This window comes from Spongiibacter tropicus DSM 19543, from assembly GCF_000420325.1.
Taxonomy (GTDB): domain Bacteria; phylum Pseudomonadota; class Gammaproteobacteria; order Pseudomonadales; family Spongiibacteraceae; genus Spongiibacter; species Spongiibacter tropicus.
Genome location: NZ_ATUS01000001.1, coordinates 37,209 through 53,866 on the forward strand (window position 1 = coordinate 37,209; position 16,658 = coordinate 53,866).

Consider the following 16,658-nt stretch of genomic DNA (forward strand, 5'->3'; position numbering starts at 1 on the left):
AATCAGATCCGCTTGGCCTGCGCGATCGCGTTGCCAATATAGGTGGCAGGGCTGAGGGCCTGCAGCTCTGCTTTCGCTTCAGCGGGAATCTCCAGCGTTTCCACAAAGGTTTCCAGCGCCTCGCGGGTGATGCGCTGTCCGCGAGTCAGGGCTTTCAGCTTCTCGTAAGGGGATTCCACGCCGTAGCGACGCATCACCGTCTGGATGGGTTCGGCGAGGACTTCCCAGGCATCATCCAGGTCGGCGGCAAGGCGCTTGGGATTAATTTGCAGCTTGCTCAATCCTTTCAGTGTCGCCTGATAGGCGATCATGCTGTAGGCCATTCCCACGCCCATGTTGCGCAGCACGGTGGAGTCGGTCAGGTCGCGCTGCCAGCGGGAAATCGGCAGTTTGGCGGCCAGGTGCTGGAGCACGGCATTGGCAATACCGAGGTTGCCCTCGGAGTTTTCAAAGTCGATGGGGTTCACTTTGTGCGGCATGGTGGAGGAACCCACCTCACCGGCAATGGTGCGCTGCTTGAAGTAACCCAGCGAGATATAACCCCAGATATCCCGGTCCAGGTCGATCAGGATGGTGTTAAAACGTGCCAGCGCATCGAACAGCTCGGCAATATAGTCATGGGGTTCGATCTGCGTGGTGTAGGGATTCCAATTCAGGCCCAGGCTCTCTACAAAACTGCTGGCATTGGCCTCCCAATCGACTGCCGGATAGGCCGAGAGGTGGGCATTGTAGTTGCCTACGGCGCCATTGATTTTGCCCAGCAATTCTACTGAGGCAATGGCTTCGCGCTGGCGGCGTAGACGGGCTACGACGTTGGCCAGTTCTTTGCCCATGGTGGTGGGGCTGGCAGTCTGGCCATGAGTGCGTGACAGCATGGGAATCTCGGCAAACTCACGGGCCTGTCCGGCCAGAGTGTCGATGATCTGATCGATATCCTTCAGAATAACGTCGCGCCCCTCGCGCAGCATCAGTGCGTGAGAAAGGTTGTTGATATCTTCTGAGGTGCAGGCGAAGTGTACGAACTCGGAAATCGCGGCGAGCTCGTCGTCCCCGGCAATGCTTTCTTTGATGAAGTATTCGATGGCCTTTACGTCGTGGTTCGTGGTGGCCTCAATTTCCTTGACGCGGGCAGCCTGGGCCTCACCGAAATTGGCAATCATCTCGTCCAGTACGGCACTGGCGCGGGCGGAGAGGGCGGGCACCTCATCGATACCAGGATTGGCCGCCAACTGAGCCAGCCAGCGCAGTTCCACGATCAGACGGCTTTTGATCAGGCCAAACTCGCTGAACACCGGGCGCAGTGAGGCGGTTTTGCTGCCGTAGCGGCCATCAACCGGAGAAATAGCGGAGAGCGCTGACAATTCCATTATCGGGTACCTTTCTAAATAAATTTTCAATGATGCGGGCGGGCGTTTTACCGGGGCGAATCATACACTGCTCAGGGGCGGATTTCAGTGCTGAGCAGCGCCTGCGCTTCGGTAAAAAGCCGATTTCGATTAAACAGCAAGCTGAGACGATTGCCTCCAGCCTGTCGCCACAGGTAGGCGGCGCGAATGGCCGCCAGCAACAGGGCGCGAATGCGCGCAGCATTCGCCGGATTTTGCAATTGCTGGGCATTGCCTGCCACTTGAATGCGGAAGCGGTAGTTTGACAGGGTGTCCTGATAGATATCGGCCAGGGTGACAGAGATTGCACTGACATCACTGCTGAATTCACGCTTTTTGGCGGCGTGTTCCAGGCGGCTGCGCATGATCGACGCGGCAGCATTATCTTTTCGCAGCTTGTTCTGCAGAAAAAAAACGCCCATGCAATAGCGGGTAATGCGCTGACGTTCACCGTAATCGTTGCCACTCAGCAAGTCGCGCAGGGCGCGAATGCCCAATTCAAGCGTGCGGGTACCGCCAAAAATCTTTTCGGTGTTGCCGCCGTCAAAATCGAACAGGCTATTGAGAGAAGCCTCGGTGGCAGCCGGGTCACTCTGGCCGCTGCGGGCAACCTGGTCGACCAGGGTGACGGCCTGGAGCATGGCCGCCAACGCCAAGGTCTGCTCACGTGCAGCCTGTGGAGTAAGGGAAAACAGCATTAGCGATTGTACCCCGATTCAATAATTCCGCCGCCCAGGCACTGGTCTCCAAGATAAAACACGGCTGATTGTCCCGGCGTAATGGCGCGCTGGGGCTCGGCGAATAGCACTTCATAGCCACTTTCTGTCGGGCGGATTTCGCACTCCTGATCGGCTTGTCGGTAGCGAGTTTTAGCCGTGCAATGCAGCGGCAGTGATGGCGTTTGATGATTGATCCAGTGGATTTCCGACAAGGTTAGGCAGTTCTTGAATAAGCCGGGGTGCTGACTTCCCTGAGCCACAAGCAGAACATTTCTCTCCAGATCTTTGTCGATAACATACCAGGGCTCGTCGCCAGCATCTTTCACCCCGCCGATACCTAATCCCTGTCGCTGGCCAATGGTGTGGTACATGAGGCCACTGTGTTGCCCCATATCCTTACCGTCGAGGCTTTCGATACGACCGGGCTGCGCGGGAAGGTACTGCTGCAGAAAGTCCTTGAAACGCCGCTCGCCAATAAAGCAAATGCCGGTACTGTCCTTTTTATCATGCGTTACCAGGTCGTGCTGCTCAGCCAGTGCTCTGACGGCAGGCTTCTCCAGTTCGCCTACCGGAAACAGGGTTTTGCTGAGTTGCTCGGCAGAGACCGCGTGAAGGAAATAGCTCTGGTCTTTATTCGGGTCAAGCCCCTTGAGAAGCTGTGTATCTTCTACATTGCCACTGCGGCGGGTGTAATGCCCGGTGGCGATGCCGTCGGCGCCCAACGCCAGAGCATAGTCGAGAAACGCCTTAAATTTGATTTCGCGGTTGCAGAGAATATCCGGATTTGGTGTGCGACCGGCTTTATACTCGGCCAAAAAATGCTCGAAGACATTGTCCCAGTACTCCTGAGCAAAATTGGCGGTATGGAGGTAGATGTCCAGTTTCTGGCAAACCGCCGCCGCATCGGCCAGGTCATCCATTGCCGTGCAGTATTCCGTACCGTCGTCCTCGTTCCAATTCTTCATGAACAGGCCTTCAACCTGATAGCCCTGTTGTTTCAGGAGGAGGGCTGTCACCGATGAGTCCACACCGCCGGACATGCCAACGATCACCTTCGTATCGGCGATCGCTTTGTCGGCAATGCGTACTTGTGATGGGCTCATCGCGGGCTCCCGTATATCATACTGAGTGGGTAGCGCTGACCCTCGAGGTAGCGTTCAACGCAGTCCAGCACCATAGGGCTGCGAAGTTGCGGGCGGCGCTCGCGGATTTGCTCCAGCGTCAGCCAGTGAACGGTATCGATATCGGCATCCAGCGGGCTTTCGGGGCAAAACGCCTGAGGCCGGCCGAAGAAGGTGGTGCGGTGATAGGTCATATTCTTGCCCGCCGGGGTATACAGGCCCAAACCAACCACGCCCTGCAGTTCAACTCGCCACTGGGTTTCTTCGAGCGTTTCCCGCAAAGCGGCCTCAATCAGCGATTCACCCGCTTCAAGGTGTCCTGCCGGTTGATTAAACACCCGTCGACCGTCGCGGATTTCCTCGACCATCAGGAATTTTCCATCGTTCTCGATGACGCATGCAACGGTTACCCGGGCCTGCCAATCCATATTGAAACCTTAACGTTTTGTCGGCGATCAAAACGCCGCAGTATACCAGCTCGTCCTTAGCGGCGACCACGTTTTGGAGGCAGGCTACCGCGTCGTCTGGAAGGGCTGCGGCGCGAGATGGGAGAAGACGGCGGGGCAGGGAAGCGCTTGGCGAGCTCCTCGCGACTCAGCGTCAATCGCCGATACTCTCCCGGAGCCAATTCGCTAACGCTCCAGGGGCCAATTGCAGCACGGACCAAACGTAATGTTGGGAAGCCTACCGCTGCGGTCATCCGCCTGACCTGTCGATTTCGTCCCTCGCTGATAGTGAGTGACAGCCAGCTGGTGGGAATGTTTGCCCGATAACGTATGGGTGGATCGCGGGGCCACAAATCGTCCGGTTCGTCCATCAATGCCGCTGTTGCGGGCATCGTCAGACCGTCTTTTAACTCAACTCCCTGGCACAGTTGGCAAACTGCACTTTTATTGATCTGGCCCTCGACCTGAACCCAGTAGGTTTTGCTAAGCTTGTGTCGCGGGTGGCTGATGCGGTGCTGAAGTTTGCCGTCGTCCGTCAGGATCATCAGCCCCTCGGAGTCATAGTCGAGTCTGCCTGCCGGGTAAACGCCGGGCAGGTCGATGAAGTCGGCCAAGGTTGCGCGCGCGTCATGAGCGGAAAACTGGCTCATGACCTGGAAGGGTTTATTGAAGAGAATCAGCTCTGTCACGCGAAACTATCATTCATGGAAGAAATTCGACTATAAAGTGGTATAATGCAGCGCTTTTTGGATAAAGCCTGGCTTTAAAATGCTCGCTGACCAGGAATGGCGACACAGATTTTGTGCAGTGACCCTGCCTTGTTGCCGCCATCTAACGAGCTCAGATACTAACCTAAAAACCATGGAGTCAAAAATGGGATACCAACATATCAAGGTACCTGCAGAGGGTGAGAAAATCTCCGTTAATGCGGATCTTTCCCTGAATGTACCCGATCGGCCAATTATTCCTTTTATCGAAGGTGATGGCATCGGGATCGACATCACTCCGGTCATGATCAACGTTGTGAATGCAGCCGTTGAGAAAGCCTATGCCGGCAGCAAAAAAATCAGCTGGATGGAGATTTACACTGGCGAGAAAGCCGCTGAGCTGTACGACGGCGACTGGTTCCCGGCAGAAACTCTCGACGCGATCAAAGAATACGTTGTCGCGATCAAAGGCCCCCTGACTACCCCAGTTGGTGGCGGTTTCCGCTCGCTGAACGTGGCCCTGCGCCAAGAGCTGGATCTTTATGTGTGTCAGCGTCCAGTTCGCTGGTTCGAAGGTGTACCCTCACCGGTTAAAGAACCCAACAAGACCAACATGGTTATTTTCCGCGAGAACTCGGAAGACATCTATGCCGGTATCGAGTGGCAAGCGGGCAGCCCGGAAGCCGACAAGGTTATCGACTTCCTGCAGGAAGAAATGGGTGTTACTAAAATCCGTTTCCCACAGAACTGCGGCATCGGCATCAAACCCGTGTCAGAAGAAGGCACCAAGCGCCTGGTTCGTAAAGCCATTCAGTACACCATTGACCAAGACCTGCCGTCACTGACTCTGGTGCACAAAGGCAACATCATGAAGTTCACCGAAGGCTCCTTCAAAAACTGGGGCTACGAGCTGGCAATGGAAGAGTTCGGTGGTGAGCTGCTGGATGGCGGCCCATGGGTGAAAATGAAGAACCCGAACACCGGCAAAGAAATCATCATTAAAGATGTGATTGCCGACGCGATGCTGCAGCAGGTACTGTTGCGCCCTGACGAGTACAGCGTTATTGCTACTCTCAATCTGAACGGTGACTACCTGTCAGACGCACTGGCGGCACAGGTTGGCGGTATCGGCATTGCTCCAGGTGCCAACCTGAGCGACAACGTAGCCCTGTTCGAAGCCACACACGGCACTGCACCGAAGTACACAGGCCAGGACAAAGTGAACCCCGGCTCACTGATCCTGTCTGCGGAAATGATGCTGCGCCACCTGGGCTGGAACGAAGCCGCAGACCTCGTTATCGATGGCATGAACGGCGCGATTCAGGCGAAGACCGTTACTTACGACTTCGAGCGCCTGATGGACGGTGCAACCCTGCTGAAATGTTCAGAGTTTGGTGATGCCATCATCAAGCACATGAACTGATAAAAAGCAGTGAACGAAAAAGGCCAGCATATGCTGGCCTTTTTTATACTTTCGTCACTAACTCAGACGACAGGCAAGACTCCACTGCGGCGAGACAACTTCATCACCGCATAAGAAGTTCGCTGTAACTCATTGTTCTGTATCGGAACTGCCGCCTGCGGCAAGAATGTTCACAGCATGCAGACCCTTGGGGCCCTGCTCAGCGTCAAAGCTGACGCTCTGCCCGGCCTTGAGCGTTTTATAGCCTTCCATGGTAATCGCGGAGTAGTGGGCGAAAATTTCATCGCCGCCGTCTTCGCTGAGAATAAACCCGTAACCTTTGGCGTTATTGAACCACTTTACAACACCATTTTGCATAGCTTTACACCCTGATTTCTCGTTATAGTTATCGTTAAATTTAGCACGCTCCAGCTTGTAATCTGCGAGCTAATGCCCATTTTTAAATCACAGAGTCCTTGTCGTCAAGCTGCGGTTTCCAGCAAAAATCCTTGGTGATTACCCCTATTGTGAGGGCTCTGCGCAGTGATAAGCTCAGGTAAACAGACATCTATGTTGAACAGTATCGCAAGGGCAGGTGAAGAAGAGCATCCGGATTACCAAGGCGGCGCGGCCGTACAGGAATCGAAGCCGGAGCTCAAAAAGCCTTCCATGTACAAAGTGGTCTTGTTAAACGATGACTACACCCCCATGGAGTTTGTAGTAGAAGTGCTCGAAGATTTCTTCTACATGGATCGACAGCGTGCGACGCAAGTTATGCTGACCGTCCATACCCAGGGTAAAGGTGTTTGCGGTGTATTCACCCGCGATATTGCCGAAACCAAGGCAGAACAGGTAAATCAGTACGCTCGGGAAAGCGGCCACCCGCTGCTCGCAGAAATTGAGGAGAACGAAGGCTGATTCCGACACGTACACAGCAGTATCCCCAAGCAGCAACAGAAGGCGTAGCAGGCTATGTTGAGTAAAGATCTGGAAACCACGCTCAGCCAGGCATTCAAATCGGCCCGTAGTCGCCGTCACGAATTCATGACGGTGGAACACCTGTTGTTGGCGCTGGCCGACAACGAAGCCGCAGTAAAAGTGTTGCTGGCCTGCGGCGCTGATCTCAATCAGCTGAAAGGCGAACTCAACGAATTTGTTGACGCCACCACTCCCCGAATTCCCGACGATGACGTCGAACGCGACACGCAGCCGACGCTGGGCTTTCAACGCGTCTTGCAGCGTGCCGTGTTTCACGTACAGTCCTCCGGCAAGCAGGAGGTCACCGGTGCCAACGTGCTGGTCGCGATTTTCAGCGAGCAGGAAAGCCAGGCGGTGTACTTCCTCAAATCGCAGAGCGTCAATCGCCTCGATGTCGTCAACTACATCACCCACGGCATCTCAAAAGTATCCGGTGCCGAGAATGAGCACGAGCAACACGGCGAGCAGGAAGGTGAGGGCGGAGATCCCGAGCAGCGCCCGTTGGAAAGTTTTTCCACCAACCTGAACGAAGAGGCCAAAGCCGGGCGTATTGATCCCTTGATTGGCCGTGCCGAAGAAGTGGAGCGCGTCGCTCAAATCCTCAGCCGCCGCCGCAAGAACAACCCGCTGCTGGTGGGTGAGTCCGGCGTGGGCAAAACCGCGATCGCCGAAGGTCTGGCCAAGCGTATTGTCGACGGCGAAGTCCCCAGCGTGCTGGAAGACAGCGTGGTCTACTCGCTGGATATGGGCGCCTTGTTGGCGGGGACCAAATACCGGGGCGACTTTGAGAAACGGCTCAAAGGCCTGTTGGCAGATTTGAAAAAGCGTGAAGGCGCCATCCTGTTTATCGATGAAATCCATACCATTATCGGTGCCGGTGCGGCGTCGGGCGGCGTGATGGATGCCTCGAACCTGCTGAAGCCGCTGCTGAGCAGTGGTCAATTGCGCTGCATTGGCTCGACAACGTTCCAGGAATACCGCGGTATCTTTGAAAAAGATCGCGCCCTGAGCCGCCGCTTCCAGAAAGTCGATGTGGGCGAGCCCAGCGTGGAAGATACCTTCCATATCCTCAAAGGCTTGAAATCGCGCTTTGAAGGGCACCATGAGCTGAAATATACCGATGCAGCACTGCGCACAGCCGCGGAATTGTCGGCCCGTTACATCAGCGATCGCTTCCTGCCCGACAAGGCCATTGACGTCATTGATGAAGCCGGCGCGTATCAGCGACTGCAGCCTGAAGAAAGCCGCGCTGAAGTGATTGATGTGCCTGAAATCGAGGCCATCGTCGCCAAGATTGCGCGGATTCCTCCAAAAAGTGTTTCGTCCGATGACAAGGCTTCTCTCGCGAAGCTCGAAGACAACCTCAGAATGGTGGTGTTTGGTCAAGACCAGGCGATTACCGAGCTGAGCGCGGCGATCAAACTGGCACGGGCGGGACTGAAGTCCGGTGACAAACCGATTGGCTCCTTCCTGCTGGCTGGCCCGACCGGGGTCGGCAAGACTGAAGTATGTCGCCAGCTCGCAAAAATCATGGGGCTGGAGTTGGTGCGCTTCGATATGTCGGAGTACATGGAGCGGCACACGGTATCAAGGCTGATCGGCGCGCCTCCGGGTTATGTCGGCTTCGATCAGGGCGGCCTGCTGACAGACGCGGTGACCAAGCACCCGCACTCGGTGGTGTTGCTCGACGAAATCGAGAAAGCCCATCCCGAGTTGTTTAACCTGCTTCTGCAGGTGATGGACCACGGTTCACTGACTGACAACAACGGTCGTAAAGCCGACTTCCGCAATGTGATTCTGGTGATGACAACCAATGCCGGGGCAGAAAGTATTAGCCGCCGCTCTATTGGTTTCACTGAGCAGGATCACCATACCGATGCCAGCGAGGCGATTAATCGTCTGTTTACGCCGGAATTCCGCAACCGCCTGGACAGCGTCATCAACTTTGCGCCACTGGAAGAAGATGTCGTACTGACAGTGGTCGACAAGTTCCTGGTCGAACTGCAATCCCAGCTCGACGACAAAAAAGTGGTGCTGGATGTCGATGATGCCGCTCGACGCTGGTTGGTGAAAAAAGGTTATGACAAAACCATGGGTGCGCGGCCGATGGCCAGAGTGATCCAGGAGCACATCAAAAAGCCACTGGCTGAGATGGTGCTGTTTGGTGCGCTCGAGCATAGCGGCGGCACTGTCCACATTGGTGTGGATGGCTCCGGAGATACCTTAACGCTGGAAGCTGAAGCGGAGAGGGAGATGATAGAAGAGGCCTGAAAAGGCCTCTCGTCAGCGGTCGCTGAAAGAATTAACGACCGCGGAAGGTGATGCGACCCTTGGTCAAATCGTAAGGGGTCAGCTCAACTTTTACCTTGTCACCCGTCAGAATGCGGATGTAGTGTTTGCGCATTTTACCGGAGATGTGTGCGGTAACTACGTGACCATTTTCCAGGCGTACCCGGAACGTGGTGTTCGGCAGGGTATCGATAACCTCGCCTTCCATTTCAATCTGGTCTTCTTTCGCCATTCGGCAGTAACCCTCAAAGATAGTGGTTTTACGATAGAATCGCAGGAAAGTGGCCCAGTACGGCCTTAAAAGCAGCGCGCATTTTGCCTGAATTAGCAGAATTAGGCAATTTGCTTTATTTCAGCCGTAGCCAGCGGCGACTAATTAACAGTTCGATCGGTCGATAATCCGTTTTATAGCGCATTTTCTGGCAGTCTCGAATCCAATATCCCAGGTAGAGATACGGCAGCTGCTTTTGCTGGCAAGCCTGAATCTGCGCCAAGATCGCCAGTTTTCCCAAGCTTCGCTGGTCTTCCTCCGGCGCAAAAAATGTGTACATCGCGGACAGACCATCGCCCATCTGGTCGCATACCGCTACGGCCATCAGCGTGTTTTCTCTATAAAAATGCAGGAAAGCGGTGTCTTCCCGGCAATCGGCGATAAAACTGTCGAACTGTTCCCGCGTGGGCGGATACATGTCGCCATCGGCATGGCGAAGCGTTATGTAGCGCTCGTAAAGTGAGTAGGCGTCAGCGGCGGGCTGCGTTCGCCAGATGACATCCAGATCGTTATTGCGCTGCAATACCCGCCGGTGACTGCGTCGAAACTGGAAGTCAGCAACAGGAACGCGACAAGGCACACAGGCCTGACAATTCTCGCAGTGCGGACGGTAGTAGTGGTTGCCGCTGCGCCGAAAGCCCGCTCTCGAAAGCTGCGTGTACAACTCACCAGAGACATCCGCTTCCGGATCGACAAACAGTGTTTGTGCCTCGCGATCGTCAAAATAACTGCAAGGGTGGGGCGTGGTTTTGTAAAAGCGGGGCTGTGTTTTATCCGTCATTACCGCTGACCTTTTGCTTGCTTTCGTCGCCCAATGTCCAGTGCCCGCGCTGATCCTCATGCGGCTGAGCATAGTGTTCCAGTAGAGTTTTGAACTGCGCCCGAGGAATCAGCTCGGCGCCCATACTGTAGAGGTAGTCATTGCCGACCTGACAGTCAATGACTTTGAAGTTTCGAGAAAGCAATTCTGCACACAGCGCAATCAGCGCAATTTTGGATCCGCTCGGCCCACGGCTGAACATGGATTCGCCGAAAAATACTTGCCCCAACGCCAAACCGTACAAGCCGCCCACCAGCTCGTCGTCCAGATGGACTTCAATGGAGTGCGCCCAGCCCAGCTCATGCATGCGATTGTATGCGCGGCGCATGTCTTGCGTAATCCAGGTACCGGGACGCTTGGGACTGGTTGCTGCACATTCATCAAGCACCCGCGCAAAGCAGCCATCGGCGCTGACGCGATAAGAGGCTCTGCGCATTTGCTTGCGCAGGCTGCGGCTGCAGTGCAATTTTTCAGGAAACAGGACCGCTCGCGGCTGGGGTGACCACCAGAGCAGGGGCTGGGGGTCTTCGTACCAAGGGAAAATCCCGTGCTGGTAGGCGGTCAGCAAACGCTCGGGAGAGAGGTCACCGCCAACGGCCAGCAGGCCGTTGGGGTCATCTAGGGCATTATCGATGTCTGGGAATTGCAGCGAACGCTCATCCAGCCAGGGAATACTGGGCATTACTGCTGACAGACTCCGTTATGCCAGGTCGTCGAGATAACGCTCAGCATCCAGCGCTGCCATACAGCCAAAACCGGCAGAAGTGACTGCTTGGCGGTAGATGTGATCGGCCACATCCCCGGCTGCAAAGACGCCTTCGATACTGGTCTGGGTCGCATTGCCTTCGGTACCGCTGGCAATTTTCAGATAGCCGTTGGCCATCTCAAGCTGGCCCTCAAAAATATCGGTGTTGGGCTTGTGGCCGATGGCGATAAAGACCCCGGCAACGTCGAGCTCCTGGGTGCTGTCATCTTTGGTACTTGCCAGGCGCAGGCCGGTAACGCCGGAATCATCGCCCAACACCTCATCCAATGTGTGATTCCAGAGAATATTCACATTGCCGTTCTCGGCGCGTTCCAGCAGTTTGTCCTGTAGGATTTTCTCTGAACGCAGGGCGTCGCGACGATGCACCAGCGTCACTTCCGAGGCGATGTTGGACAGGTAGAGGGCTTCCTCAACCGCAGTATTACCGCCGCCGATAACCGCGACTTTCTTGCCGCGATAGAAAAATCCATCACAGGTTGCGCAGGCAGAAACGCCTTTGCCCATAAAGGCTTCTTCCGAGGGCAGTCCCAGATACTGTGCAGAGGCGCCGGTAGCAATAATCAGTGCGTCGCAGGTGTAGGTGTTGCTGCCTTTCAATGTGAAGGGGCGATTTTTCAGGTCGACGGACTCGATATGATCGAAGACCACTTGGGTTTCGAAGCGCTCCGCGTGCTCTTGCATACGCATCATCAGTTCTGGCCCTTGAACACCATTCTGGTCGCCAGGCCAGTTATCAACGTCAGTCGTTGTGGTCAACTGCCCACCTTGCTGCATGCCGGTGATAACAACCGGGTTCAGGTTGGCACGGGCGGCATAAACCGCGGCCGTGTAGCCCGCCGGTCCGGAGCCGAGAATAATTAAACGGTGGTGCTGAACATCGCTCATGGAGGTAATATTCCCTGATTGGGGATTGAACTCTGTGCAATCCCGAGTGACTGATAACAGGCGTCTATCATAGGGTAATCCGGCCACATCGGCAAAAGCCGTAACGGCGACAAGCTCTTGATAGAAGTGCTAATATTGGGCCCACATTTGGCATTTTCAATGCCTTTCGCATCGTCAGTACGCAAAATTCAGAGGAAGCCGATTTCCCTTGGCAAAATCCACTTCGGCAAAACACAGCGAACACCGTGACACCCTGCAACTACGCCTGCGCGAGGGGCTGCTTATCGCCTTGGTTGCAGTCTGTGTTTATATCTTTGTGTCGCTGGTCAGCTACGACCCCGCTGATCCGGGCTGGTCGCGAACCGGCGCGGGCGAGGGCATTCACAACGCAGGCGGACCGGTTGGCGCTTGGCTGGCGGATGTGTTCTACGCGCTGTTCGGTTACATGGCGTATCTGTTTCCGGCAATGCTGGCTTTCAGGGCCGCCAAACTCTTTCAACATCGCCTGCATCCGGGCGGCTTTGACTCCGTTGTCTTCGCTCTGCGCAGCATCGGTTTTGTGCTGGTGATGATCGCCAGCACCGGGCTGGCCGCCACCGAAGATCATGGAGGCAGCTTGCTGCCGTTCGGTACCGGGGGCGTATTGGGCGAAGCGATTGGTCAGGCAACTGTGGCCTCGTTCAGCTACTTCGGCAGTCATCTGCTATTGCTGGCGATCTTGCTCTTCGGCATGACGATCTTCACCGATCTTTCCTGGTTGAAGTTAATCGACCGCTTGGGGGAGATGACCCTCAATGTCTATGACCGCTTGCAGGATGCTTTTTATCAATTCCAGCAGCGACGTATTGAGCGCAAGGCCTCCAAGGCCGCGCAGCAACAGCGCAAAGACTCTGTTGCCAAGAAGAACGAAATTCAAAAGACCCGGATTGCGCCAGAGATCGCGCCGCCACCCAAGCCGGTGGCCAAATCGGCCCGGGTGGAAAAGGAAAAGCAAACCTCACTGTTCGATGGGCTTGTCAGCGGCAGCCTGCCGTCGCTGTCACTGCTTGATGCGCCAGATCGCCACTCCGACAAGGGGTTTTCGCCAGAAACTCTGGAGGCGATGTCGCGCCTGCTGGAGCTTAAACTGCTCGACTTCGGTGTGTCGGCAAAAGTGATTGCGGTCTTTCCTGGTCCGGTCATTACCCGTTTCGAACTTGAGCCCGATGCCGGGGTAAAAGTCAGTAAAATCAGCAACCTCGTGAAAGACCTCGCCCGTTCGCTTGCCGTAGTCAGCGTGCGGGTGGTGGAGGTCATTCCGGGCAAGCCTTATGTGGGTATCGAAATTCCCAACGAAGACCGTGAAATCGTCAATTTTCGCGATGTGCTGTCTTCTGAGGCGTTTGAATCTTCCAAATCGGCGCTGACACTGGCCCTCGGTCACGACATTGCCGGTGAGCCGGTCTGTGCCGACCTCGCGAAAATGCCGCATTTGCTGGTTGCCGGTACCACCGGCTCCGGTAAGTCAGTTGGCGTTAATGCCATGTTGATAAGCTTGCTGTACAAATCGTCTCCCGAGGAAGTGCGCTTGCTGTTGGTCGACCCGAAAATGCTGGAGCTGTCTGTGTATGACGGCATTCCGCATCTGTTGACGCCGGTTATCACCGACATGAAAGACGCTGCCAATGGCCTGCGCTGGTGTGTGGCTGAAATGGAACGGCGCTACAAGCTGATGTCGGCGATGGGGGTGCGTAATCTCGCAGGTTTCAACCGCAAAGTGAAAGAAGCCGCCCAGTCCGGCAATCCGATTAAAGATCCGCTGTTCGTCCCCGATGAGCATTTCCAGGCTGGCTTGGAAGAGGCGGAAGCGCCTGACCTTGAGTCACTGCCGGCCATTGTGGTGGTGATTGATGAATTTGCCGACATGATGATGATTGTCGGTAAGAAGGTCGAAGAGCTTATCGCCCGTATCGCCCAGAAGGCGCGAGCCGCGGGTATACACCTGATCCTCGCAACGCAGCGCCCATCGGTGGATGTTATCACCGGCCTGATCAAAGCCAACGTGCCTACGCGCATTGCCTTCCAGGTGTCTTCGAAAATTGACTCGCGGACCATCCTGGATCAGGGCGGTGCTGAGCAGTTGCTGGGTCACGGTGACATGCTCTACCTGCCCCCGGGCTCTGGCTTGCCGGTACGTGTTCACGGCGCCTTTGTCAGCGACGAAGAGGTTCACCGGGTGGTAGCAGACTGGCAAAAACGTGGCGAGCCACAATATATCGACGGCTTGTTGGAAGAGGGTAGCAGCACCGATGCGATGCCCGGTATGCCGCCGGAAGGTGGCGACGATGCTGGCGAATCCGACGCGCTTTACGACGAAGCCGTACGATTTGTTACCCAGAGCCGTCGTGCCTCCATTTCCTCGGTACAGCGCAAGTTGCGCATCGGCTACAACCGCGCTGCCCGATTGATTGAAACCATGGAAGCGGCCGGTGTGGTCTCGGAAATGGCCAGCAATGGCAGCCGAGAAGTCATTGCACCGCCGCCCCCCGAATAAGGAGCGCTTATGCGCAAACTCGCTTTCTGCTTCTTGGCCTGCCTGCTCAACATTGCTCCGGCGCTTGCCGGAGATGTTGCGCAGCTTCACCTTCAGCTTTCGTCACTGAAAACCCTGCAAGCGGACTTTGAACAGGACGTTTTCGATGAAGATGGGGCGCTGCTTCAGCAAAGCCGCGGCGAACTGGTGGTTGAGCGCCCGAACAAACTGCGTTGGGAAAGTCGCGAGCCGTTTCACTATCTGCTTATCAGCGATGGCGAAACCCTGTGGCGCTACGATGCCGATCTGGAGCAGCTCAACACCGAGGCCTTCTCGCCTGAATTGGCGCAAACCCCCGCACTGATTATCGGGGCGAGCATTGCCGAGCTGGAATCTCGCTTCGAGGTCGCCATGAACAAGCAGGGAGCCCAACGCGAATTCATTCTGAAACCACGAAGCCCGGAAATGTTTTCGCAAATGACGCTGCGTTTTAACAAGGGAAAGCTGGTCGGCATGGCGATGCTGGATAATCTGGCACAGCGCACGGAAATCCGGCTGACCTCACCGCGTTACAACAAGGCGATTCCCGCCGGAGACTTCCGCTTCAACGAGGCCAGCCTGTCTCAATGACGGGCACGCAGGCACCTCTGGCGGCCCGTATGCGGCCGGCCAGCCTCGCCGATTACCGGGGACAGCAGCATCTCCTAGGAGAGGGGCAGGCCCTGCGCCGTGCACTGGATGCCGGGCAGCTGCACTCAATGATCTTCTGGGGCCCGCCCGGTGTGGGTAAAACCACCTTGGCGCGGCTGATTGCCCAGCACAGCGACGCACATTTCCTCAGCCTGTCGGCGGTGCTGGCCGGTGTGAAGGATATCCGCAAGGCCGTGGAGGTCGCACAGCAGGAACAGCGCTACGGGCGACGCACAGTGCTGTTTATCGACGAAGTCCACCGTTTCAACAAAGCCCAGCAAGATGCGTTTTTGCCCTACGTGGAAGATGGCACGCTGATCTTTGTCGGCGCCACCACCGAAAACCCCAGCTTTGAAATCAATAATGCACTGTTGTCTCGGGCCAGGGTGTATCCGCTACGGGCGCTGGACACTGATGAACTGCTGGACATCCTCCAGCATGCCTGCGCAGAGGAAGGCTGGCAGTGCGAGCCTGTATTGCTGGAGATGCTGGCCCGACAGGCAGATGGCGATGCCCGTAGAGCACTGAACCTGCTGGAACTGGCGATGGACGTTGCCCGCGACGAAGACCGCGATAATCGCGAAATCGGGCAGAACGCTATCGATCAGGCCCTCAGTCATCAGCCACGACGTTTCGATAAAGGCGGCGATCTTTTCTACGAACAGATTTCCGCGCTGCACAAATCTGTTCGAGGCAGTTCCCCGGATGGGGCGCTCTACTGGCTGCTGCGCATGCTCGACGGCGGCTGCGACCCTATTTATATCGCCCGGCGGTTAGTGCGCATGGCCAGTGAAGACATTGGCAACGCAGATCCGCGGGCACTGCGACTATGCCTTGACGCCTGGGATGTGCAGGAGCGTCTGGGCAGCCCGGAAGGGGAGTTGGCGCTGGCGCAGGCGGTCAGCTATCTTGCCGCGGCCCCCAAGAGCAATGCGGTGTACACCGCATTCAATGCCTTGAAAAAGCGTATTGCTCAGGACCCAAGCTACGATGTACCCATGCACCTGCGCAATGCGCCGACCAAAATGATGAAAGGCCAGGGTTTCGGCGAGGGCTATCGCTATGCCCATGACGAGCCCGGCGGCTATGCGGCCGGGGAGAACTATCTGCCTGAAGCCCTTCACGCCGAGACGTTTTATCATCCGGTTGACCGCGGACTAGAGAAGAAAATCGGCGAAAAGCTGCGCTATCTGCAACAACTCGATGCCGACAGCCCAAACAAGCGTTATTCCTAGTCCAACTCTTGCTAGAATGCCCGTTTTAACCGTGAAGGAAGACTCCGTGCTGCAATATCTTCTGATCGCACTCGGCGGCGCGGGCGGTGCACTCAGCCGTTACGGCGTTGGCCGTCTTTGCCAAAGCTGGTTCCCTTCTCTGTCTTGGCCGATAGGCACCTTCGCCGTTAATATCGTCGGCTCGGCGCTGATAGGCGTCGCCTATGTGCTGATTACCGAACGAGGCAGTGTGCACACCGATTGGCGCTATGTCCTTATGGTGGGATTCTTCGGGGCCTTTACGACGTTTTCTACATTTTCATTGGAGGCTGTCGCCATGCTGGAGTCGGGGCGTATTGTTCTGGCATTCAGCTATATGCTGGCGTCACTCAGCCTGTGTGTGCTGGCCTGTTGGCTGGGCATAATTGCAACAAGATAGCTATTATTTTCAAA

At 55.9% G+C, this 16,658-nt stretch carries 17 protein-coding genes; 7 read left to right on the top strand and 10 right to left on the bottom strand.

Features of this window, described 5'->3' with window-relative positions; all coding sequences use genetic code 11:
- Positions 1-2: 2 nt before the first annotated feature.
- From purB to G411_RS18765, 5 genes are all read right to left on the bottom strand, one after another.
- Positions 3-1,367, bottom strand: coding sequence for an adenylosuccinate lyase (purB, locus tag G411_RS0100185; RefSeq protein WP_022957145.1), 1,365 nt, complete (start codon positions 1,365-1,367; stop codon positions 3-5).
- A 71-nt stretch (positions 1,368-1,438) separates the two neighbouring features.
- On the bottom strand, positions 1,439-2,083 hold the full coding sequence (gene hflD / locus G411_RS0100190; RefSeq protein ID WP_022957146.1) for a high frequency lysogenization protein HflD: 645 nt from the start codon (positions 2,081-2,083) through the stop codon (positions 1,439-1,441).
- Positions 2,083-3,207: a tRNA 2-thiouridine(34) synthase MnmA gene (mnmA, locus tag G411_RS0100195; protein WP_022957147.1), complete on the bottom strand. Its 1,125-nt coding sequence runs from the start codon at positions 3,205-3,207 to the stop codon at positions 2,083-2,085. The genes hflD and mnmA overlap by 1 nt, the downstream gene beginning before the upstream one ends.
- Positions 3,204-3,653 carry an NUDIX hydrolase gene (locus G411_RS0100200; RefSeq protein ID WP_022957148.1) on the bottom strand — a complete coding sequence of 150 codons (450 nt, stop codon included), beginning with the start codon at positions 3,651-3,653 and terminating at the stop codon, positions 3,204-3,206. The genes mnmA and G411_RS0100200 overlap by 4 nt, the downstream gene beginning before the upstream one ends.
- Positions 3,654-3,709: 56 nt before the next feature.
- A complete protein-coding gene (locus G411_RS18765) occupies positions 3,710-4,360 on the bottom strand; it encodes a pseudouridine synthase (protein WP_022957149.1) in 651 nt (216 codons plus the stop codon).
- 184 nt (positions 4,361-4,544) lie between these two features.
- Here G411_RS18765 and icd point away from each other — a divergent pair, with 184 nt between their 5' ends.
- Complete coding sequence (icd, locus tag G411_RS0100210) at positions 4,545-5,801, top strand: NADP-dependent isocitrate dehydrogenase (protein ID WP_022957150.1); 1,257 nt, start codon at positions 4,545-4,547, stop codon at positions 5,799-5,801.
- Positions 5,802-5,930: 129 nt separating this feature from the next.
- Here the strand turns inward: icd and G411_RS0100215 are convergent, their stop codons facing one another.
- A complete protein-coding gene (locus G411_RS0100215) occupies positions 5,931-6,158 on the bottom strand; it encodes a cold-shock protein (RefSeq protein ID WP_022957151.1) in 228 nt (75 codons plus the stop codon).
- A 192-nt stretch (positions 6,159-6,350) separates the two neighbouring features.
- Here G411_RS0100215 and clpS point away from each other — a divergent pair, with 192 nt between their 5' ends.
- Both clpS and clpA read left to right on the top strand, forming a co-directional pair.
- A complete protein-coding gene (gene clpS, locus G411_RS0100220) occupies positions 6,351-6,698 on the top strand; it encodes an ATP-dependent Clp protease adapter ClpS (RefSeq protein WP_022957152.1) in 348 nt (115 codons plus the stop codon).
- A gap of 54 nt (positions 6,699-6,752) precedes the next feature.
- Complete coding sequence (gene clpA / locus G411_RS0100225; protein ID WP_022957153.1) at positions 6,753-9,029, top strand: ATP-dependent Clp protease ATP-binding subunit ClpA; 2,277 nt, start codon at positions 6,753-6,755, stop codon at positions 9,027-9,029.
- A gap of 31 nt (positions 9,030-9,060) precedes the next feature.
- Here the strand turns inward: clpA and infA are convergent, their stop codons facing one another.
- The 4 genes from infA to trxB form a co-directional block, all read right to left on the bottom strand.
- On the bottom strand, positions 9,061-9,279 hold the full coding sequence (gene infA / locus G411_RS0100230) for a translation initiation factor IF-1 (protein WP_022957154.1): 219 nt from the start codon (positions 9,277-9,279) through the stop codon (positions 9,061-9,063).
- Positions 9,280-9,394: 115 nt separating this feature from the next.
- Complete coding sequence (locus tag G411_RS0100235; protein WP_022957155.1) at positions 9,395-10,099, bottom strand: arginyltransferase; 705 nt, start codon at positions 10,097-10,099, stop codon at positions 9,395-9,397.
- Entirely contained in the window at positions 10,089-10,820 is a 732-nt protein-coding gene (aat, locus tag G411_RS0100240; protein ID WP_022957156.1) for a leucyl/phenylalanyl-tRNA--protein transferase, read from the bottom strand. Before aat ends, G411_RS0100235 begins: the two co-directional genes overlap by 11 nt.
- Positions 10,821-10,838: 18 nt before the next feature.
- A complete protein-coding gene (gene trxB / locus G411_RS0100245; RefSeq protein ID WP_022957157.1) occupies positions 10,839-11,789 on the bottom strand; it encodes a thioredoxin-disulfide reductase in 951 nt (316 codons plus the stop codon).
- Between the two features lie 208 nt (positions 11,790-11,997).
- On the opposite strand from trxB, the gene G411_RS0100250 reads away from it, so the two are divergent.
- From G411_RS0100250 to crcB, 4 genes are read left to right on the top strand one after another with little or no spacing between them, the layout of a single operon-like run.
- Complete coding sequence (locus G411_RS0100250; RefSeq protein ID WP_022957158.1) at positions 11,998-14,322, top strand: DNA translocase FtsK; 2,325 nt, start codon at positions 11,998-12,000, stop codon at positions 14,320-14,322.
- A gap of 9 nt (positions 14,323-14,331) precedes the next feature.
- The gene (gene lolA / locus G411_RS0100255; RefSeq protein ID WP_022957159.1) at positions 14,332-14,931 is read left to right on the top strand and encodes an outer membrane lipoprotein periplasmic chaperone LolA; all 600 of its coding nucleotides are present in this window, start codon (positions 14,332-14,334) and stop codon (positions 14,929-14,931) included.
- Between the two features lie 29 nt (positions 14,932-14,960).
- Complete coding sequence (locus G411_RS0100260; protein ID WP_272993164.1) at positions 14,961-16,226, top strand: replication-associated recombination protein A; 1,266 nt, start codon at positions 14,961-14,963, stop codon at positions 16,224-16,226.
- A 46-nt stretch (positions 16,227-16,272) separates the two neighbouring features.
- The gene (crcB, locus tag G411_RS0100265) at positions 16,273-16,644 is read left to right on the top strand and encodes a fluoride efflux transporter CrcB (RefSeq protein ID WP_028968010.1); all 372 of its coding nucleotides are present in this window, start codon (positions 16,273-16,275) and stop codon (positions 16,642-16,644) included.
- Positions 16,645-16,658 lie beyond the last annotated feature (14 nt).

Excerpts from the sequence above, each read along its gene's own strand:
- purB (WP_022957145.1), bottom strand. The coding sequence starts at position 1,367 with ATGGAATTGTCAGCGCTCTCCGCTATTTCTCCGGTTGATGGCCGCTAC.
- hflD (WP_022957146.1), bottom strand. The coding sequence starts at position 2,083 with ATGCTGTTTTCCCTTACTCCACAGGCTGCACGTGAGCAGACCTTGGCG.
- mnmA (WP_022957147.1), bottom strand. The coding sequence starts at position 3,207 with ATGAGCCCATCACAAGTACGCATTGCCGACAAAGCGATCGCCGATACG.
- G411_RS0100200 (WP_022957148.1), bottom strand. The coding sequence starts at position 3,653 with ATGGATTGGCAGGCCCGGGTAACCGTTGCATGCGTCATCGAGAACGAT.
- icd (WP_022957150.1), top strand. The coding sequence starts at position 4,545 with ATGGGATACCAACATATCAAGGTACCTGCAGAGGGTGAGAAAATCTCC.
- G411_RS0100215 (WP_022957151.1), bottom strand. The coding sequence starts at position 6,158 with ATGCAAAATGGTGTTGTAAAGTGGTTCAATAACGCCAAAGGTTACGGG.
- clpS (WP_022957152.1), top strand. The coding sequence starts at position 6,351 with ATGTTGAACAGTATCGCAAGGGCAGGTGAAGAAGAGCATCCGGATTAC.
- clpA (WP_022957153.1), top strand. The coding sequence starts at position 6,753 with ATGTTGAGTAAAGATCTGGAAACCACGCTCAGCCAGGCATTCAAATCG.
- infA (WP_022957154.1), bottom strand. The coding sequence starts at position 9,279 with ATGGCGAAAGAAGACCAGATTGAAATGGAAGGCGAGGTTATCGATACC.
- G411_RS0100235 (WP_022957155.1), bottom strand. The coding sequence starts at position 10,099 with ATGACGGATAAAACACAGCCCCGCTTTTACAAAACCACGCCCCACCCT.
- aat (WP_022957156.1), bottom strand. The coding sequence starts at position 10,820 with ATGCCCAGTATTCCCTGGCTGGATGAGCGTTCGCTGCAATTCCCAGAC.
- trxB (WP_022957157.1), bottom strand. The coding sequence starts at position 11,789 with ATGAGCGATGTTCAGCACCACCGTTTAATTATTCTCGGCTCCGGACCG.
- lolA (WP_022957159.1), top strand. The coding sequence starts at position 14,332 with ATGCGCAAACTCGCTTTCTGCTTCTTGGCCTGCCTGCTCAACATTGCT.
- G411_RS0100260 (WP_272993164.1), top strand. The coding sequence starts at position 14,961 with ATGCGGCCGGCCAGCCTCGCCGATTACCGGGGACAGCAGCATCTCCTA.